Consider the following 17,647-nt stretch of genomic DNA (forward strand, 5'->3'; position numbering starts at 1 on the left):
AACCGTCACTCGTCGATCGCAACCCGGCCCAGGTCGCCGCTGGAAAGGTCGTAGCGCAATACGGCGTGCGCGTCGGTCTCGGCGATCCACAGCGCGCCGGCGGCGATGGAAAGCCCGGCCACGCCGTGCAGGCGCCGCGACAGCGGCACGGTCGCCATTTCGCCGCCGCCCAAACGCAGGGTGCGCAAGGTGCCGTTGCCGGTGTCGGCGATCCACAGCAGCGGGGAATCCGGGCTGAGGGCGATCGCCTGCGGGTTCTGCAGCCGCGCGCGTTCGCGCGGACCGTCGGCATCGCCGAATTCCCAGGAGCCCTGGCCTACCAGGGTCTGAACGATATCGTTGCGCAGCTGCAGGGCGCGCACCGACGACCCCAGCGCATCGCAAACGTAAAGCATCTGCTGCACGGCCGCCAACGCCACCGGTTGCGCGAAGGCCGCCATCGACCCACTGCCGTCGCGCACTTCCAACTGGCCCGAACCGGCGCGGCAGGTCAGTTCGCCACGGCCCAGGCCATAGGTCCAGATCCTGTTGTCGCCGGCCAGGGCCAGGTGCACTTCGCTGTCGGTGGCGAATACCGCCTGGGGCTGATTGAGGGCGATATCGCGCGCATTGGCCACGACGCCTTCCACCGGCTCGCCCGCGCGGCCGTTGCCGCAAAGAGTATCCACGCGCCCGCTGCGCAGCATGATGCGGCGCAGGGCATGGTTGCCGGTATCGGCCACGTACAGCACGTCGCGCACCAGCGACAAGCCTTGCGGGCGCCGGAATGCGGCCTGCTCCAGATCGCCGTCGACGAAATCGGCGGTTCCCATGCCGAACTGGCGCAGCACGCGTCCGCTGTGGTTGCATTCCAAAATACGGTGGTGGCCGCTGTCGGCCACATACAGGCGATCGCCGGTGGCCGCGATGCCGCTTGGGAAACGCAAGGGCAGGCGCGGCTCGGCGGCGGTCTCTGTGGTCGCGCGGGCGTCGTCGTCGGTCGGCATCGGCAGCGCATCGCACAACGCCGCCAACGGCCGTTCCAGCTCGGCCATCGAGTCCAGCCCGACCACCCGCTCGCGTATCCGGCCGTTGGCGTCGATCAACAGCACCGTGGGCCAGGCCTCCACTTCGAACCGCTGCCACGCATGCCAGTCGCCGTCGTGCAGGATGGGGAAGGCAACGCCCTGCCGACGCAGCTGTTTCAGCACGTACTGCGGATCGCGCTCGCAATCGAAACGCGGCACATGCACCGCCAGCGGCTGCAGGCGGCCCTGGTAGCGGGTCTGCAGCTGGGCGACATCGCGCAGGCGCTGCCACGACCATGCCGACGCCGCGTTGACGAAGACCAGCGCCACCACGCGCCCCCGCTGCTCGTGCAGCGAGCTGCGCGGGGCGTTGAGCCATTGCAGGCTGCTGGGAAGCTCGAGGGTCGGTGCGATGCTCATCGGTCTCGGATTATGCCGGAGTCCCACTCCGCGCACAGGCGGGCCACGACCGCCCGTGCGGCCGAATCGACCAGTCGCCAAGCGTGCTCGAACTCGGCCGGTCCGCCCGTATAAGGATCCGGAACGGCGCATCCCTCGTGAACCCGCGCCCATTCCGTCAGCAGAACCACTTTGTCCCGCTGGGAAGGCGGGGCCTCACGCAGCGCGTCGCGCACGTTCTGCCCATCGGCGCACAGCAGCCAGTCGAACTCGGCGTAATCGCGCTGGCGCAGCTGACGGGCCCGCAGCATGGAGATATCCACCCCATGCCCGCGCGCGCAGGCGACGGCACGCGGATCGGGCGGCTGGCCGACATGCCAGTCGCCGGTCCCGGCCGAGTCGACCTGGACCCGGTCCGCGAGGGGCGAGGCGGCGAGGCGCGCACGCAAAGCCCCTTCAGCCAGCGGCGACCGGCAGATGTTGCCCAGGCAGACGACCAGCAGCTTCAACGTCCACCATCGGCCAGATAAGCTTCCGCGCGGGCCAGGTCTTCGGGCGTATCCACGCCCGGCGGAAACTGTTCGGGCGTCAGGGCGACCGCGATGCGGAAGCCCGCTTCCAGCACGCGCAGCTGTTCCAGAGATTCGATCAGTTCCAGCCGCCCGGGCGGCATTTTCGCGAACTTGCGCAAAAATCCCGCCGAGTAAGCGTAGATGCCGATATGCCGCAGCCATTGCCCCGGCGGCAACGCGTCGCGGCCCAGTGCGAAGGCGTCGCGATGCCAGGGGATCGGCGCGCGGCTGAAGTACAGCGCATCGCCCCACTCCGCTTCGGCTGTGGTGCGCACCAGCTTCACCGTATTGGGATCGAACAGGGCGGCGGCTTCGGTCACCGGCGTCGCCAAGGTGGCCATCTGCGCACCGCTGGCAGCCAGGGTCCGGGCTACGGCGCGGATTCCTTGCGCGGGCGCGAACGGTTCATCGCCCTGCAGGTTCACGACCAGGGTCTCGTCTGCCCAGCCGGCGATGTCGGCGCATTCGGCCAGGCGGTCGCTGCCCGATGCGTGCGCGGCGGACGTCATGGCCACGCGCACGCCGCTGTCGCGCAGGGCATCGGCAATACGCTCATCGTCGGCCGCAACCCACACCTCGCGCGCGCCGGCCGCCAGCGCGCGGCGCGCGACGTGCGCGACCAGGGGCTCGCCGCCCAACAGGCGCAACGGTTTGCCTGGCAAGCGCGAGGCTGCGTAGCGGGCGGGGATGGCGACGACGAAATCCAGCGGTACGTTCATGTCGGGAGCCGGTATCTGTAAAGAGCGTAGTTGCTTTTGCTCGTCATCCCAGCGAAAGCTGGGATCCATCTTGATCTTGATCTCGATTTGGCTCTTTGCCGTACATAGAAACAAGCAAAAGCAAAGTCAAAATGGATCCCAGCTTTCGCTGGGATGACGTCTGTGAGGTATGGATTCTACTTCTGAACCAAGTTTGCTTCGCCAGCGTGCCCGGCCCGTTTTTCCGACAACCTGTCCAGCAGCGCCACCCAGAACGCCTCCGGCAGCTCCGCGGTCACCGGCACGCTGAAATACCACTCGTTGGCGAAGCCGGCGCACTTGACCGCATCTTTCTCGGTCATCAGCACCGGCAACTCGCTGCCGAAATCGAAGTCGCCGGGAACATAACGATGATGGTCGGCGAACGCATGCGGCACCACGCCAATGCCGAGCGCGCGCAGCATCTCGAAAAACCGCTTCGGGTTGCCGATTCCGGCCACCGCATGCACGCGGTGGCCGCCGAAGGAAGTGAGCGGCCGGCTGCGGCCGCCCTGCAATGGCACCGCATTGTCGGCGCGCAGCTGCATGGACCACTCGCCGAAACTGGCGTCGCCTCCGTTGACCACGCGGAAATCGCATTCGGCGCCGCGCTGCGCCGGTTCGCGCAGAGGACCGGCGGGAAGCAGCCGGCCGTTTCCGTAACGGCGCCCGCCGTCTATCACTTCTATCTCCACGTCCCGATGCAGCCGGTAATGCTGAAGACCGTCGTCGCAAACGATCACGTCGCAGCCGGCCGCGACGAGCGCCTGCGCGGCTTTGACGCGGTCGCGGTCCACGCGCACCTTCACGCCGGTACGGCGTGCGATCAGCACCGGTTCGTCGCCGCCTTCCGAAGGCGGAGTGCCCGCCTCCACCCAGGCGGCAATGGCTTCCTTGCGCCTCCCGTAACCGCGGCTGGCGACGCCCGGATTCCAACCTTCCTTCTGCAATCGCTGCACCAAGGCGATGGTCAGCGGCGTTTTGCCGGTACCGCCGACGGAAAGATTGCCGACCACCACCACCGGCACCAACACCTTGCGGCTGCGCAGGACACCGGCACGGAACAGCTTGCCGCGCAACGCGACCACTCCGCCGTACAATCCGGCCAGCAGGCGTGCGGACAAGGGAGGCGTCGCTTCGCCGTACCAGTAGGCGGGAGTCTTATCCTGCAGCTTGCTCACTCGGCCTCGCGGAATTGCATGCCGTGCAGGTGCGCATACAGCCCGCCCCTGGCCAACAGCTCTGCGTGCGTGCCCTGCTCCACCAGCTTGCCGTGATCCAGCACCAGCACCTGATCTGCGTGCTCGATGGTGGACAAGCGGTGGGCGATGACCAGAGTGGTGCGGTCCGGCATCAGTTTCTGCAAAGCGTTCTGCACCAGGCGCTCGGATTCGTTGTCCAGCGCGGCCGTGGCTTCGTCCAGGATCAGGATCGGCGCATCGCGCAGGATGGCGCGCGCGATGGCCAGGCGCTGGCGCTGCCCGCCGGAAAGCAAGGCGCCGTTCTCGCCGATCTCGGTATCCATCTGCTGCGGCAGGCGCTCGATGAATTCCCAGGCATTGGCCGCTTCGGCCGCGGCGCGCAGCTCCGCGTGGCTCGCCTGCGCCCCGTAGGCGATGTTGGTGCCTATGCTGTCGTCGAACAGCATCACTTTCTGCCCCACCAATGCGATCTGGCGGCGCAGGTCGGCAAGCCTGTATTCGTCCAGAGGCACGCCGTCCAATGTGACGACACCCGCGGTCGGCTCGTAGAAACGCGGCACCAACCGCACCAGGCTGGTCTTTCCGCTGCCGGAGCGGCCGACGATGGCGGTGATCGTGCCGGGCCGCGCGGTGAAACTGATATCGCGGAGCACCAATCCGTCGTTGCCCCGGTAGCTCAGGCTCACGCGGTCGAACACCAGCTCGCCCCGCGCGCGGGTAATAGGGACTTGTCCGCGGTCCTGTTCCTCGGGTGCATCCAGCACTCCGAAAAGACGCTCGGCCGCGGCTACTCCGCGCGATATCTGGGTCTGGATGCTGGTGATGCGGCGCAAGGAGGGAATGATCGCCATCATCGAAGTCATCAAGGTCACGAACTGACCTGCGTTCAATCTGCCGCCCAGGGCTTCGCGCGTTGCGACCCAAACGATGGCCGCCAACGCGAAAGCGGCCAGGAATTGGACTGTGCCCGAAGCGAGCGCACGGGTCGTTTCGACCTTCATGTTCAGGCCGAGGATCCGGTTGGCAAGCTTGGCGTAACGGGAAGTCTCGATCGCCTGGGCGCCATGCACCTTCACATCCTGTTGCGCCGACAACGACTGCTCGGCGCTATGCGCCATCTTGCCCATACCGTCCTGGATGCCGCCGCTGATCTTCCGGTAACGCTTGCCCACGAAGGAAACGATCACGCCTATCAACGGAGCAATGATGATCAGGGCCAGGGTGACCTTGACGCTCATCTGCAGCATCAGTACGAACATGGCGACGATGGTCAGGCTGTCGGCCACTATGGTCTTCAAGGCGTCGGCGCTGGCCTGGGTGACCTGTTCGGTATCGAAATTGAGCCGGCTCACCATTATCGGAGTGGCTTCGACATCGAAATGGGAAGAAGGCAACCGGAGGTACTTCGAGAGCACCTGCTCCCGCAGATCGCGCACCACGCTGCGCCCGGTGCGGGCCATGCCGTAATCCGACACGAAAGTGGCCAGGCTGCGCATCACGAACAGCCCGATGATCGCCAGCGGCAGGAACGTCGCCATGTACGGTTCGGGTTTCACGAAGCCACGGTTCACCAGCGGGTCCATCAAACGCACGAAACCGTAGCCGGCCGATGCTTCCACGGTCATGCCGAGCAGCGCTGCGGCAAGGAACCATTTGTAGCGTCCGGTGTAGCCGAGCAGGCGTTTATAGATAGGCCAGACCGGCGGCAGCGCCTTGTTCATCGCTTCTGCTCCGGCGCGGTGGCGATGGAGATCGTGCGGAAGCCGAGCTGCCCCAGCGCATCGAGCGCGGTCACCACCGCCTGGTGCGGCGTGCGCGCATCGGCGCGCAGCAGCACCGGGCGGGCGCGGTCGCTGCCTCCGACCGTGGCCAAGGCCTGTTTCAACGCATCGATGTCGGTGCGCAGCACTTCCTGGTCGCCCACGAAGTAGCGGCCCTCGGCATTGATCAGCACGCTCAACGACCTGGTCTGCTCGGCCGTCGGTTCGCCTTTTGCGTTGGGCAACTGCAGTTGCAGAGTGGAACGCGCGTCGAAGGTGGTGGTGATCACGAAAAAGATGATCAGCACCAGGATCACGTCGATCAACGGGATCAGGTTGATTTCCGGTTCGTCGTGGGCGCGGTCGTCGCGGATGCGCATCGGCTGGCTCAGCCCAGTGCCGTCGCGGCGGCGGAATCGGCCGAAGCCGCCCGGGTACGCGCGGCGACCACCGCCCTGGCGTCCAGTGCGTCCAGCAAGGCGGTGGCCTGCTGTTCCATGTCGATCACATAACCGGCCACGCGGCCGCGGAAGTAGCGGTGGAACATCAATGCCGGGATCGCCACGATCATGCCGGTGGCCGTGCACACCAGCGCCTTGCCGATGCCGCCGGCCAGCTGGTTCACATCGCCCACGCCATGGTCCAGGATGCCCAGGAACATCTGGATCATGCCGACCACGGTGCCCAGCAGACCCAGCAACGGACCTGCGGCGGCGATGGTGCCCAGGGTATTCAGGAACTTCTCCATCCGGTGCACCAGATGCCTGCCGGTATCTTCGATGCGTTCGCGGATCTGGTCGCGCGGGCGGTTGCGCATGTCCAGCGCCGCGGCCAGCAAGGCGCCCAGCGGCGAGTTGTGGCGCAGGGATTCGATGTGGGCCGGATCCAGCTGGCCGCGCGCGGCCCAGCTGCGTACTTCCTCGCCCAGATTGGGGGGCAGCACTTCCTTGCGCCGCAGGGTCCAGAACCGCTCGATCACTATCGCCAGCGCCAACACCGCCAGCAGCAACAAGGGAATCATGGGCCAGCCGCCGGCCTTGACCAATTCCAGCACTTTCAGTCCTCCGGCACTCGGGGCCGTTCGTTCGCAGGCCGATAGGATAGCGTAGCCGCCCGCCGCAGCCTCACCGCATCCCAAAGCCGGGCCTGGTCGCTGCGCCTTTCACGCAGCTGAAGCCCCTGCCCGCCCAGCCAAAGCCGGATCGCGCCGCTGTCGGCGGTGTTCAGCACTTCGGCGCCGTGGCTTTGCCAGCGGTCCACGACCTCCCGCCTGGGATGGCCGAAACGGTTGGCGAAGCCTGCCGACACCAATACCAGACGCGCGCCCGTGGCCGCAACGAAGCCCGGATCGGAAGAACCGCCGCTGCCATGGTGCGCTGCCAGCACCACCTCGGCGCGGAGGCTGGCCGGGTCGCGGCGCACCAGTTCGCGTTCGATCACATCGCCTATGTCGCCGGTTAGCAACACTGCGCCGTGCCGGGTTTCTATCCGCAGCACGCAACTGGCTTCGTTGCCGAGATAGGGAAAGTGCCGGGTCGGATGCAGGAAGCGGAAATCCACGCCTTCCCATCGCCACGACTGTTCCGCCACGCACGGCGAGTTGGCGGGCACCGGCGAGCCTTCCGGAGTCAGCGAGTCGCCTATTGGAAGCAAGGCGCTCACCGAGGCGAAACCACCCGCATGATCGTTGTCCCCATGACTGAGGACGACCCGGTCCAGCCGCGCGACGCCCAGCGCGCGCAATGCCGGCACGACCGCACGCTCGCCGGCGTCGAAACCATCGCGTACCGCCGGACCCGTGTCGTACAGCAGCGCGTGGTCCGCGGTGCGGACCAGCACCGACAGGCCCTGGCCAACATCGATCACCAGCAGTTCCACTTCGCCTTGCGCCGGCGATTCCAGGTCAGGCCACAGCAGCGGCAACCACAGCAGTACGCCCAGCCACTTGCCCGGCACGCCGCGCGGCAACAGCAGCCAGAACGCGCCCAACAAGGCCAACGGCAAGGCGTACCAGGCCGCTTCGGGCAGCCACCACAGAGCAAAGCGGCTTTCCGCGAGCGCCGTGAACAGCGGCCAGGTCAGATCGAAGCACCAGGCCGCCGCACGCCAAGCCCAGCCGCCCGCGCCTGCATGCATGGCCTCCAGCGCAGTGCCGATCAGCGACAGGGGAACAACGATCAGACTCCACCAGGGAATCGCAACCAGATTGATTAAAGGTCCCACAGCCGAGGCCTGGCCGAATAACGCCACCGTCAGCGGCAGCAGCCCCAGCGTGGCCGCTCCCTGTGCGGACAGAAATCCTTTCGCCCAGTGCTGCGATTGCGGCAGGCACCACGCCAACCAGGCCACGCCCGCGAAACTGAGCCAGAAGCCCGCGGCCAGCATCGACAATGGATCGAAAAGCAGGATCGCGATCATCGCCAGCGCCAGCGAGTCGGCCACTCTTACCGGACGCCGCCAAAGCCGGGCCAACACCACCACCGCGATCATCAGGACCGTGCGCGTAGTAGGCAACGCGAACCCGGCGAGCGTGGCGTAGCCCACTGCCCCTAGTAGCCCCGCAAGCCCCGCGACCTGCGGGCGCGGTATGCGTCGCGCCCAGCCGGGGACCCATCGCCACAACCCCGCGCCGATCAAGGCGAAGAACCCGGCCACCAGGCCGACATGGAAGCCGGAAATCGCGATCAGGTGGGTCACTCCGGCGGCGCGCAGGATTTCCCAATCGCGATCCTCCAGGCCGCGCGTATCGCCCAACGCCAGCGCGCGGACATAGCGCGAGGAAGCGGAAGGCACGACTGTCCCTATGCGCGCGGACATATCCTCACGCCAGGCGTCGATTCCTTCCGGCTTCGACCGTTGGCGTGCCAATCCGGCTTCGCGTACATATCCCGTGGCAGCGATGCGTTGGGAAAGCGCATGGCGTTCGCTGTCGAACCCGCCCGGATTGCTCAGCCCTCGCGGCGCACGCACTTGCACCACCATTTTCCAGCGCGCGCCGGCACGCAGGCGCATTCGCGGCCCGGGCTCCTTCGCATCGAAATCGTCGTACCAGGACAACTGCAGCAATTTCCCGCGCAAAGGTTCCGGTTGGGCGTTCCCGTCATCGACCCGGAACCGGAAGCGTGTGCGCCGCAATTCGGCATGAGGAAGGTCGTCAATACGGCCTTCGATGACCAGATCGCGTTTTTCCCACGATGGCGGAAGCTGTGCGGAAAGCACCAGCGCCGCCTGCAAGCCTGCCCAGCCGAATCCGACCAGACAGGGACCTAGCCAGCGCCAGCGCGGTACGCGCCACCACCACACCGTTCCCGTGGCGATGAAGGTGGCCAGAATCGGCCAAGGAAGCAGAATCGGCGACAGCAGGCAGGCACCGGCGCCCACAAGCAATGCGATGGCGCTGGCGACGCTTAAGACAGAGGCAATTCCGTTGCCCGTGGACATGAAGGGATCCGTTGCAGATCGGTCTGGATGATCGAAGATGACCGCTTCGGCCAGCCAACGTCATCAGCGCATGCCCTCGGCTCAGGTAGGAAAGAGCCGACCCTCGATCTTTGTAGAGCCGAGCTTGCCCGGCTGCTTTTGATTCCACGCCCAGAGCAGCCGAGCAAGCTCGGCTCTACAAAGCGACAGCCTCAGACGTCGGAGGCCGGCAATTCCCGCAGACGCCCCTCATGCAATTCCAGCACGCGGTCCAGCTTGCGCGCCAGGCGTCGGTCGTGGGTCACCAGCACCAGGCTGGTTTTCTGCGCGCGGTTGAGTTCCAGCATCAGCTCGAACACGGTCGCGGCGGTCTTCTCGTCCAGATTGCCGGTAGGCTCGTCGCCGAGCACGCAGGCGGGCTGGTTGACCAGGGCGCGGGCGACAGCGGCGCGTTGGCGCTCGCCGCCGGAAAGTTCGCCCGGCTTGTGTTCGACGCGGTGGCCCAGTCCCACTTGCTGCAGCAATTCCCTGGCGCGCTGCGCGGCGGCGCTGGCATCGGCGCCGCCCAGCATCACCGGCATCATCACGTTCTCCAGCGCCGTGAATTCGGGCAACAGATGGTGGAACTGGTAGACGAAACCGAGCGCGCCGTTGCGCAGTTGTCCGCGCGCGGCATTGGAAAGCGCCGACATCTTCTGCCCCGCCACGTAAACTTCGCCCGCGGTCGGCGTATCCAGGCCGCCCAGCAAATGCAGCAGCGTGCTCTTGCCCGCGCCCGACGCGCCGACGATGGCCACGGTTTCGCCCGCCTGCACCGACAGGTCCAAGCCGTCGAATACCGGCGTCCTCATCTTTCCCTCGGCGTAGGTCTTGGCCAGCTTCTCGGCGCGCATGACCTCGCCGGCGGCGCTTTTGCTCCCGCTTTCCAATGCCCAGGACTTACTCATAACGCAGCGCCTCCGCCGGGTCGGTACGCGCCGCGCGCCAGGCCGGATACAGGGTGGCCAGGAAACTCATGGCCAGGGCGATCATCGCGATCACGGCCACATCGCCGCCTTGCAGGTCGTAGGGCAAACCGGTGATGTAGTAGACATCGGCCGGCAGCAGAGTGACGTTGAAGGTGGACTCGATCAGGCCCAGGATCGATTCCAGATTGATGGTCAGCAATACGCCGCCCACCACGCCCAGCACGGTGCCGATGATGCCGATCAATGAGCCCTGCACCATGAACACCTGCATCACTCCGCGCGGAGTCAGGCCCAGCGTGCGCAGGATGGCGATATCGGCCTGCTTGTCGGTGACCAGCATCACCTGCGAGGAAACCAGGTTGAATGCGCCCATGGCGATGATCAGCGACAGCAGAATGCCCATCACCGTCTTCTCCATCTTCAGCGAGCTGTACAAGTTGGCGTTTTCGCTGGTCCAGTCGCTGATGCGGTACGGACCGCGCAGGTTCTCGGCCAGGTCGCGCGCCACGTTCCAGGACTGGTCCATGTCGTAAAGCTTCAGCCGCACGCCGGTGACACCATCGTCCATCTTCAGCACACGCTGCAGGTCGGACATGTTGACCACAGCCAGACCCTTGTCGATTTCGTTGTAGCCGGCCTCGAACACACCGCTGACCTTGAAACGCTTCATCTTCGCCACCGCGCCCATAGGCGTGGACTGCGCATCGGCCAGCATCACCACCACGCTGTCGCCTGTGCCGACGCCCAGCCACACTGCAAGCTCCTGGCCCAGCACGATGTTGAACGAGCCGGGCGTGAGCGAATCCACGCTGCCGCGCTTCATTTTCTCGGCCAGCACCGACACTTTCTTTTCTTCAGCGGGAATAACGCCGCGGATCATCGCCGGCTGATTGCGCACGCCTTCGATCAGCGCCTGGATATCCACGTAGGGCGCCGCGCCTTCCACACGCGGATCCTGCTTGGCCACCGCCACCGCATGCGGCCAGTCCTGCATCGCATCGCCGGCGGCGCTGACCGTGGCGTGGGCGGTCATCTGCAGCATGCGGTCGCGGATCTCGCGCTGGAAGCCGCTCATCACCGACAGCGTGGTGATCAGCACGGTCACGCCCAGGGCGATGCCGAGGATCGAGGCCAGCGAGATGAAGGAGATAAAGCCATTGCGGCGTTTGGCGCGCAGGTAGCGCAGGCCGATGGCGACAGGGATGGGTTTGAACATAGACCGCTATGGTGCCACTTGGCGGTGGTGCCGCGAAGCATTCAGGCTGCCGGCGGCCAGACGCAGTTCACGTCGGCGTGCCGGGGGAAGCGTATCCGGCCACCAGGACAGGCGCTGCGGCCTGCCCAGCCGGTCCTGCCATAGCAGGAATGCCAGGGGGCCGCGCCACTGCACCCGCGCCTGCTCGATGGGCAGGCCATCCAACGTCGCCGGCGACTCGTTGCCCGGCAGAAACAACGCATGGCTCGGCAATCTTGATTCGCGCCGCGCCCGCCAGCATGCGTAAGCCAGCGCAGACACCGCCAACGGCCAAGCCGCCGAGCGCGGCATGCCACAGGTCAATACCGCCAATGCCGCGAGCAGGCCCAAGGCGAGCAGCGCGCCGATCAGCCAGCGCGAAGGACGCCATTCAAGGCGGCAGCTGGCGGATGCGCTGGATAAGCGATGCGAGTGCGTCATCGTGACATTGCTCGTAACCCATGAACCATCGCCAGAGCTTATCGTCTTCACAATCGAGCAACCGTAGGAAAACTCCCCGCTCGGCATCGGAAGCGCGCGCCCATTCGCGGTCCAGGTAGCGCCCGAACAGCTGGTCCAGTTCGCGCATGCCGCGCCGGCAGCGCCAGCGCAGGCGCTTCAGTTCAACCTCGTCCGCCTCGCTCATCCGCGCAACAGACCCACCGCAAGCACCGCCCACAGCACCCACACCACGCAAGTGGAAAGCACATACACAGTGAAGCGATGCATGACCTTGTTGTAGCTGCACTGGATCAGACTATGCAGCACGCGGCCGGCCACGAAGCCCCAGGCAAGCCCGAGCACGAGCGGTGTCGCTTGTTGGGTCAGGTAGGCCACGATCAGCGCCAGATAGAACAATACCGGCACTTCGAACAGGTTGCTGAAATTGTCGGCGGCACGGGTATCGACCAGGCGCGCGGACTTCTGCGCGGAGGTGGCCACCGCCTGGGGATGGATGCGCAGGCGCCGCATCTCGGGGATGCGCACGGCGTAGAGGCGCACCCAGACGATCATGGTCAATGCAACCATGGCCAGCACGGGGAAGAAAAGCTCTTTTCCGTTCATAAGCGACTCCCGGATTGCTCAAGACCCGCCATTCGGCTATCGGATGCCGCGTTAATCGCGGCACCGACGAACGAAAAGCATCAAGCCCGCCGCGCCAACATCAGCTTCTTGATCTCGGCGATGGCCAGCGCCGGGTTCAATCCCTTCGGGCAGGTCCGCGCGCAGTTCATGATGGTGTGGCAGCGGTACAGGCGGAAAGGATCTTCCAGGTCGTCCAGGCGCGCGCCGGTATCTTCGTCACGCGAATCGACGATCCAGCGGTAGGCCTGCAGCAGGATCGCCGGACCCAGGTAGCGCTCGCCGTTCCACCAGTAGCTGGGGCAGGAGGTGGAGCAGCACGCGCACAGAATGCATTCGTACAGACCATCGAGCTGCTTGCGGTCTTCCGGCGACTGCAGGCGCTCGCGATCCGGCGGCGCCGCGGTCTGGGTGCGGATCCACGGCTTGATCGAAGCGTATTGCGCGTAGAAATGGGTCAGGTCAGGAACCAGGTCCTTGACCACCTCCATATGCGGCAGCGGATAGATCGGCACTTCGGCCTTGCCGCAGTCCTCGATGGCCTTGGTGCACGCCAGCGTGTTGGTGCCGTCGATGTTCATCGCGCAGGAACCGCAGATGCCCTCGCGGCAGGAACGGCGGAAGGTCAGCGTGGGGTCGATCTCGTTCTTGATCTTGATCAGCGCGTCCAACACCATCGGCCCGCACGCGGCCAGATCCACCTCGTAGGTGTCGGTTCGCGGGTTCGCATCGTCGTCCGGGTTCCAGCGGTACACCTTGAAGGTGCGCGGCTGCTTTGCGCCCTTGGCCGGGAAGTGCTTGCCCTTCTGGACCTTGGAGTTCTTCGGGAGTGTGAATTCGGCCATTGCTTAGATCCGGGAATGGGGATTGGGGAATCGGGAATGGGGGAAGCGGAAGGCGAAAAGCGGCGGAACTGCGCTTTCACGATTCCCGATTCCCGACTCCCTATTCACGGCTTCATCAGTAAACGCGCGGCTTCGGCGGCACCACGTCCACGTCCTTGCTCAACGTGTACATGTGCACCGGGCGGAAATCGAAACTGCACTTGCCCTTCTCGTCCACATTGACCAGGGTGTGCTTCTGCCAGTTGACATCGTCGCGGTCGGGGAAGTCTTCGTGCGCGTGCGCGCCGCGGCTTTCGTGGCGCTGTTCGGCGGAATTGATGGTGGCCACCGCGTTCAGCAGCAGGTTGTGCAGCTCGTAGGTTTCCAGCAGATCCGAGTTCCAGACCAGCGAACGGTCCGACACCTTCACGTCTTCGAACGAGGCGAAGATCCCGGCCATCTTGTCGCAGCCTTCCTTCAGCGTCTTGGAGGTGCGGAACACCGCCGCGTCGTTCTGCATGGTGCGCTGCATGTTGTCGCGGATCACCGAAGTGGGCGTACCGCCATTGGCGTTGCGCAGCTTGTCCAGGTGCGACAGCGCCTTGTCGCAGGCGTCGCCGGCCAGCTTGCTGTGCGGACCGCCGGTCTTGATGGTCTCGGCGCAGCGGTTGGCCACCGCGCGGCCGAACACCACCAGGTCCAGCAGCGAGTTGGAACCCAGGCGGTTGGCGCCATGCACCGACACGCAGGCCGCCTCGCCGATGGCGTACAGGCCCGGCACCACGGAATCGGGGTTGTCGCCGACCTTGCGCACCACTTCGCCGTGGTAGTTGGTCGGGATGCCGCCCATGTTGTAGTGCACGGTCGGCAGCACCGGAATCGGCTGGGTAGCCACGTCGACGCCGGCGAAGATGCGCGCGCTCTCGGCGATGCCCGGCAGTTTCTCGTGGATCACTTCCGGGCCCAGATGGGTCAGGTCGAGCAGGATATGGTCCTTGTGCTCGCCCACGCCCCTGCCTTCGCGGATTTCGATGGTCATCGAGCGCGACACCACGTCGCGCGAGGCCAGGTCCTTGTAGTGCGGTGCGTAGCGCTCCATGAAGCGTTCGCCGTTGCTGTTGCGCAGGATGCCGCCTTCGCCGCGCACGCCCTCGGTGATCAGGCAGCCTGCTCCGTAGATGCCGGTGGGATGGAACTGCACGAATTCCATGTCCTGCATCGGCAGGCCCGCGCGCAGCGCCAGTCCGCCGCCGTCGCCGGTGCAGGTATGGGCGGAAGTCGCGCTGAAGTACGCACGGCCATAGCCGCCGGTCGCCAACACCACACCCTGGGCGCGGAACAGGTGCAGCGTGCCTTCGGCCATGTCCAGCGCCAGCACGCCCTTGCAGGCGCCTTCTTCGTCGAAGATCAGGTCCAGCGCGAAGTACTCGATCATGAAGCGCGCATCGTGCTTCAGCGACTGCTGGTACAGCGTGTGCAGCATGGCGTGGCCGGTGCGGTCGGCCGCCGCGCAGGTGCGCTGGGCCGGCGGACCTTCGCCGTAGCGGGTGGTCATGCCGCCGAACGGGCGCTGGTAGATCTTGCCTTCCTCGGTACGGCTGAAGGGAACTCCGTAGTGTTCCAGCTCGACGATCGCGGGGATGGCCTCGCGGCACATGTATTCGATCGCGTCCTGGTCGCCCAGCCAGTCCGAACCCTTGATGGTGTCGTAGAAGTGGTAGCGCCAGTCGTCCTCGCCCATGTTGCCCAGCGCGGCGGAAATGCCGCCTTGCGCGGCCACGGTGTGCGAACGGGTCGGGAACACCTTGGTCAGGCAGACGGTCTGCAGCCCTTTGGCCGCCAGGCCGAAGGTGGCGCGCAAACCAGCGCCGCCGGCGCCGACCACGACCATGTCGTATTTGTGTTCGGTGATTTTGTAGGCCGAAGTCATGTCAGCTTCCCAATGCTATGCGGACCACGGCGAAAACGCTGGCCAGCGCGCCAAGGATGCAGATGAAGCGCACCGCGATCTGCGCGGCCAGTGCCAGACCATGGCTGTGCACGTAGTCTTCGATGACCACCTGCATACCGAGTTGGGCATGCCAGAACATCGCCGCCAGGAAGGCCACCAGCAACGTCGCATTCCACGGCTTGGCCACCGCGTCGGCAGCGGTCAGGTAGTCTGCATGCATCAGCCCTATCGCGAAGTACAGGAACCAGCAGGCCAGGAAGATCAGCGCGATGGCGGTCAGGCGTTGCACGATGAAATGGTGCGTGCCCTCCTTCGCCGAACCCAGGCCGCGCACGTCCTTCAACGGGGTGCGGTAACGATGGTTCATAGCCAGCCCGCCTTCGACGCGGCCGCGCCCCAGACGATGACGGTCAACACCAGGCTGCCGATCACCGACAGCCAGCCGTTGCGCACGAAGGCCGGAATGCTGAAGCCAAAACCCGCGTCCTGCACTAGATGGCGGATGCCGTTGAGCAGGTGATAGGCGAAAGACCAGGTCCAGCCGAACAGGACGGCCAATCCGAACCACGAGCCGGCCAGCCGGCGTACGCAGTCCCAGGCTTCGGGGCCGCTGGCCAGGGCCAGCAGGGCGGCGGCGATGAGCAGCGCGCCAACGGCGAGGATGATTCCGGTAGCCCGATGGACGATGGAAGTCGCCATCTGGATCTGCCAGCGGTACACCTGCAGGTGCGGTGAAAGCGGACGTTGTCGGGTCGCCATTCGCTGGGCTCGTTGTCTCGGCTGGGCGGTCTCCGTAGGACCGCGTTGGCTGGGCAGGCGTTATTCGATGACCGGTGGATCAGAAATCGATGCAACGTCCGTTTTTCTCCCAATCCCCGTAACGCGTCGGTTCGGGACCGTCGCGACCACCGATTTCCTTCGGTGTTGCCGCTTCCTGTTCCACAGGGCCCCTTTCGGGCTGCTGTGTTCCGGGTACGGGATCGGGAGTGGAAGGGGTTTGGCCTATCATGTTGTTCTCGCAACGCACAAAATTTTAATCCTCCCCCCCTTGCCTGACAACCTGCCCGTCTCCGCCGCGCCTTTCTTCGCCCTGCCCGACCATGCCGTGGTCGCGCTCGACGGGCCGGATGCTGCTGCCTTCGCGCAGGCCCAGTTCGCCAACGACGTAGCCGCGCTGCCCTCCGGAAACTGGCAGTGGAACGCCTGGCTGACCCCCAAGGGCCGCGTTATTGCGGTGTTTGCGCTGCTCAAGCCGGCCCAGGACCGGGTCCTGCTGTTGCTGTCCGACACCGACGCCGGCGAGTTCGCTACGCAGTTGCAACGCTTCGTATTCAGACGAAAGTTGAAGATCGCCGTGGCGGACGACTTGCGGGTCAGCGGCGCCTTCCAAAAGCCGGATTCGGCCGAAAGTGCGCGGATTGGTATTGTCGGCGAGGAGCTCGAGCTCGATTACGGCAGCGACCAACAGCCTCGCACCGTGCGCCTGTCGCCGACTGCCGCCCCGGCCCTCGAATCCGACCTGCAGGCGCGTTGGTTCGCGCAGGATCTGCGCGCCGGGTTTCCGCGCTTGCCTACGACGCAACGCGAGCAATGGACGCCGCAACAACTGTCGCTGGAACGTCTGCATGCCTTCAGCGTGAAAAAAGGCTGCTATCCGGGCCAGGAAATCGTGGCGCGCACGCATTTCCTGGGCAAGGCCAAACGCGGGTTGGCACTATTCGAAACCGATGCTACGCCGGCAACCGGCGACGCCGTCAGCGACGGCAGCAAGCCTTTAGGCCAGATCGTATCCGTGCTGCCCGCTTCTCCCTCATTGGCGCTGGCCGTGTTGCCGCTGGAGCGCGAGCCCGGATCGCTGAGTGCGGACGGGGCCCAATTGCGGGAAATCACCTTGCTGGACGGATTGGCGCGGTAGCCGTCCGCGCGCCCACGCCGACAGCGTGCCCTATCGCAGCCACGCTTCGAAGCGATCCAGGAACGACAGCAGACGTTTGCGCACGCGCTCGTCGACGATATCCCCGGCCTCATCCAACAGACCTTCCTTGAACTGGATGGCGATCTCGGGCTGCGGCAGCACGGCCACGTCGACCGCCGCCAGCACATTGCGCAGATGCTGCTGCGAGGACACCGTGCCGTGCGCGCCGGGCGAGGTGCCGATGATCGCCGCGCGTTTGCCGACAAAAGTCTTGCTGCCTGCGGGCCGGCTGGCGACATCGATCGCGTTCTTCAGCACGCCCGGCATCGACCTGTTGTATTCGGGCGTGACGAACAACAACGCATCTGCCTGCTCGATTTCCGCTTTGAAGCGCAGGCCGGCCGCCGGAAAGTCGGCATCGTGGTCCTGGTTGTAAAGCGGCAGATCGTCTATCCGCAGGATGCGGAACGCGAACCGGTCCGCCGCCAGCCGTTCGACGGCGCCGGCGAGTTGGCGATTGAACGACGCCGAGCGCAAGCTGCCGATGATGATCGCGATGTTGGGTGCTGTCATGG

20 protein-coding genes are annotated in these 17,647 nt (G+C 65.6%); 1 reads left to right on the top strand and 19 read right to left on the bottom strand.

The window, feature by feature from the left end:
- Window positions 1-5 precede the first annotated feature (5 nt).
- From CSC73_RS10800 to CSC73_RS18560, 18 genes are all read right to left on the bottom strand, one after another.
- Window positions 6-1,427, bottom strand: a complete 1,422-nt coding sequence (locus CSC73_RS10800; RefSeq protein ID WP_163840443.1) for a redoxin domain-containing protein — start codon at window positions 1,425-1,427, stop codon at window positions 6-8.
- Window positions 1,424-1,915 carry a low molecular weight protein-tyrosine-phosphatase gene (locus CSC73_RS10805; protein ID WP_163840444.1) on the bottom strand — a complete coding sequence of 164 codons (492 nt, stop codon included), beginning with the start codon at window positions 1,913-1,915 and terminating at the stop codon, window positions 1,424-1,426. Before CSC73_RS10805 ends, CSC73_RS10800 begins: the two co-directional genes overlap by 4 nt.
- A complete protein-coding gene (gene kdsB / locus CSC73_RS10810) occupies window positions 1,912-2,697 on the bottom strand; it encodes a 3-deoxy-manno-octulosonate cytidylyltransferase (RefSeq protein ID WP_163840445.1) in 786 nt (261 codons plus the stop codon). The genes CSC73_RS10805 and kdsB overlap by 4 nt, the downstream gene beginning before the upstream one ends.
- 176 nt (window positions 2,698-2,873) lie before the next feature.
- Window positions 2,874-3,896, bottom strand: coding sequence for a tetraacyldisaccharide 4'-kinase (gene lpxK / locus CSC73_RS10815; RefSeq protein WP_163840446.1), 1,023 nt, complete (start codon window positions 3,894-3,896; stop codon window positions 2,874-2,876).
- The gene (gene msbA / locus CSC73_RS10820; protein ID WP_163840447.1) at window positions 3,893-5,638 is read right to left on the bottom strand and encodes a lipid A export permease/ATP-binding protein MsbA; all 1,746 of its coding nucleotides are present in this window, start codon (window positions 5,636-5,638) and stop codon (window positions 3,893-3,895) included. The genes lpxK and msbA overlap by 4 nt, the downstream gene beginning before the upstream one ends.
- Window positions 5,635-6,057, bottom strand: coding sequence for an ExbD/TolR family protein (locus CSC73_RS10825; protein ID WP_163840448.1), 423 nt, complete (start codon window positions 6,055-6,057; stop codon window positions 5,635-5,637). Before CSC73_RS10825 ends, msbA begins: the two co-directional genes overlap by 4 nt.
- 8 nt (window positions 6,058-6,065) lie before the next feature.
- Entirely contained in the window at window positions 6,066-6,731 is a 666-nt protein-coding gene (locus CSC73_RS10830) for a MotA/TolQ/ExbB proton channel family protein (protein ID WP_093280329.1), read from the bottom strand.
- A 2-nt stretch (window positions 6,732-6,733) separates the two neighbouring features.
- On the bottom strand, window positions 6,734-9,118 hold the full coding sequence (locus tag CSC73_RS10835) for a DNA internalization-related competence protein ComEC/Rec2 (protein ID WP_163840449.1): 2,385 nt from the start codon (window positions 9,116-9,118) through the stop codon (window positions 6,734-6,736).
- Between the two features lie 191 nt (window positions 9,119-9,309).
- Window positions 9,310-10,044, bottom strand: coding sequence for a lipoprotein-releasing ABC transporter ATP-binding protein LolD (gene lolD, locus CSC73_RS10840; protein WP_163840450.1), 735 nt, complete (start codon window positions 10,042-10,044; stop codon window positions 9,310-9,312).
- Window positions 10,037-11,281, bottom strand: coding sequence for a lipoprotein-releasing ABC transporter permease subunit (locus CSC73_RS10845; RefSeq protein ID WP_163840451.1), 1,245 nt, complete (start codon window positions 11,279-11,281; stop codon window positions 10,037-10,039). The genes lolD and CSC73_RS10845 overlap by 8 nt, the downstream gene beginning before the upstream one ends.
- Window positions 11,282-11,287: 6 nt before the next feature.
- Window positions 11,288-11,740 (bottom strand): hypothetical protein, encoded by a 453-nt coding sequence (locus CSC73_RS10850; RefSeq protein WP_163840452.1) that lies wholly within the window; start codon window positions 11,738-11,740, stop codon window positions 11,288-11,290.
- Window positions 11,691-11,945, bottom strand: a complete 255-nt coding sequence (locus tag CSC73_RS10855; RefSeq protein WP_163840453.1) for an FAD assembly factor SdhE — start codon at window positions 11,943-11,945, stop codon at window positions 11,691-11,693. Before CSC73_RS10855 ends, CSC73_RS10850 begins: the two co-directional genes overlap by 50 nt.
- Window positions 11,942-12,364 (bottom strand): MAPEG family protein, encoded by a 423-nt coding sequence (locus CSC73_RS10860; protein ID WP_163840454.1) that lies wholly within the window; start codon window positions 12,362-12,364, stop codon window positions 11,942-11,944. The genes CSC73_RS10855 and CSC73_RS10860 overlap by 4 nt, the downstream gene beginning before the upstream one ends.
- 80 nt (window positions 12,365-12,444) lie before the next feature.
- Complete coding sequence (locus tag CSC73_RS10865) at window positions 12,445-13,227, bottom strand: succinate dehydrogenase iron-sulfur subunit (RefSeq protein WP_163840455.1); 783 nt, start codon at window positions 13,225-13,227, stop codon at window positions 12,445-12,447.
- A 115-nt stretch (window positions 13,228-13,342) separates the two neighbouring features.
- The gene (sdhA, locus tag CSC73_RS10870) at window positions 13,343-15,136 is read right to left on the bottom strand and encodes a succinate dehydrogenase flavoprotein subunit (protein ID WP_163840456.1); all 1,794 of its coding nucleotides are present in this window, start codon (window positions 15,134-15,136) and stop codon (window positions 13,343-13,345) included.
- Window position 15,137: 1 nt separating this feature from the next.
- Window positions 15,138-15,524 (bottom strand): succinate dehydrogenase, hydrophobic membrane anchor protein, encoded by a 387-nt coding sequence (sdhD, locus tag CSC73_RS10875; protein WP_163840457.1) that lies wholly within the window; start codon window positions 15,522-15,524, stop codon window positions 15,138-15,140.
- Window positions 15,521-15,916, bottom strand: coding sequence for a succinate dehydrogenase, cytochrome b556 subunit (gene sdhC, locus CSC73_RS10880; protein WP_163840458.1), 396 nt, complete (start codon window positions 15,914-15,916; stop codon window positions 15,521-15,523). Before sdhC ends, sdhD begins: the two co-directional genes overlap by 4 nt.
- A 79-nt stretch (window positions 15,917-15,995) precedes the next feature.
- Entirely contained in the window at window positions 15,996-16,166 is a 171-nt protein-coding gene (locus CSC73_RS18560) for a DUF1674 domain-containing protein (protein WP_163840459.1), read from the bottom strand.
- A gap of 39 nt (window positions 16,167-16,205) precedes the next feature.
- Here CSC73_RS18560 and ygfZ point away from each other — a divergent pair, with 39 nt between their 5' ends.
- Window positions 16,206-17,072 (top strand): CAF17-like 4Fe-4S cluster assembly/insertion protein YgfZ, encoded by an 867-nt coding sequence (gene ygfZ, locus CSC73_RS10890; RefSeq protein ID WP_163840460.1) that lies wholly within the window; start codon window positions 16,206-16,208, stop codon window positions 17,070-17,072.
- 30 nt (window positions 17,073-17,102) lie between these two features.
- Here the strand turns inward: ygfZ and CSC73_RS10895 are convergent, their stop codons facing one another.
- The gene (locus CSC73_RS10895) at window positions 17,103-17,645 is read right to left on the bottom strand and encodes an NADPH-dependent FMN reductase (RefSeq protein WP_163840461.1); all 543 of its coding nucleotides are present in this window, start codon (window positions 17,643-17,645) and stop codon (window positions 17,103-17,105) included.
- Between the last annotated feature and the right edge of the window lie 2 nt (window positions 17,646-17,647).

Source organism: Pseudoxanthomonas sacheonensis, from assembly GCF_010093305.1.
In the GTDB taxonomy this organism is placed as follows: Bacteria; Pseudomonadota; Gammaproteobacteria; order Xanthomonadales; family Xanthomonadaceae; genus Pseudoxanthomonas_A; species Pseudoxanthomonas_A sacheonensis.

Coding starts and splice junctions, on each gene's coding strand:
- CSC73_RS10825 (WP_163840448.1), bottom strand. CDS start 6,057: ATGCGCATCCGCGACGACCGCGCCCACGACGAACCGGAAATCAACCTG.
- CSC73_RS10845 (WP_163840451.1), bottom strand. CDS start 11,281: ATGTTCAAACCCATCCCTGTCGCCATCGGCCTGCGCTACCTGCGCGCC.
- CSC73_RS10855 (WP_163840453.1), bottom strand. CDS start 11,945: ATGAGCGAGGCGGACGAGGTTGAACTGAAGCGCCTGCGCTGGCGCTGC.
- msbA (WP_163840447.1), bottom strand. CDS start 5,638: ATGAACAAGGCGCTGCCGCCGGTCTGGCCTATCTATAAACGCCTGCTC.
- sdhD (WP_163840457.1), bottom strand. CDS start 15,524: ATGAACCATCGTTACCGCACCCCGTTGAAGGACGTGCGCGGCCTGGGT.
- CSC73_RS10800 (WP_163840443.1), bottom strand. CDS start 1,427: ATGAGCATCGCACCGACCCTCGAGCTTCCCAGCAGCCTGCAATGGCTC.
- CSC73_RS10865 (WP_163840455.1), bottom strand. CDS start 13,227: ATGGCCGAATTCACACTCCCGAAGAACTCCAAGGTCCAGAAGGGCAAG.
- CSC73_RS10850 (WP_163840452.1), bottom strand. CDS start 11,740: ATGACGCACTCGCATCGCTTATCCAGCGCATCCGCCAGCTGCCGCCTT.
- CSC73_RS18560 (WP_163840459.1), bottom strand. CDS start 16,166: ATGATAGGCCAAACCCCTTCCACTCCCGATCCCGTACCCGGAACACAG.
- sdhC (WP_163840458.1), bottom strand. CDS start 15,916: ATGGCGACCCGACAACGTCCGCTTTCACCGCACCTGCAGGTGTACCGC.
- CSC73_RS10860 (WP_163840454.1), bottom strand. CDS start 12,364: ATGAACGGAAAAGAGCTTTTCTTCCCCGTGCTGGCCATGGTTGCATTG.
- CSC73_RS10895 (WP_163840461.1), bottom strand. CDS start 17,645: ATGACAGCACCCAACATCGCGATCATCATCGGCAGCTTGCGCTCGGCG.
- CSC73_RS10835 (WP_163840449.1), bottom strand. CDS start 9,118: ATGTCCACGGGCAACGGAATTGCCTCTGTCTTAAGCGTCGCCAGCGCC.
- lolD (WP_163840450.1), bottom strand. CDS start 10,044: ATGAGTAAGTCCTGGGCATTGGAAAGCGGGAGCAAAAGCGCCGCCGGC.
- sdhA (WP_163840456.1), bottom strand. CDS start 15,136: ATGACTTCGGCCTACAAAATCACCGAACACAAATACGACATGGTCGTG.
- kdsB (WP_163840445.1), bottom strand. CDS start 2,697: ATGAACGTACCGCTGGATTTCGTCGTCGCCATCCCCGCCCGCTACGCA.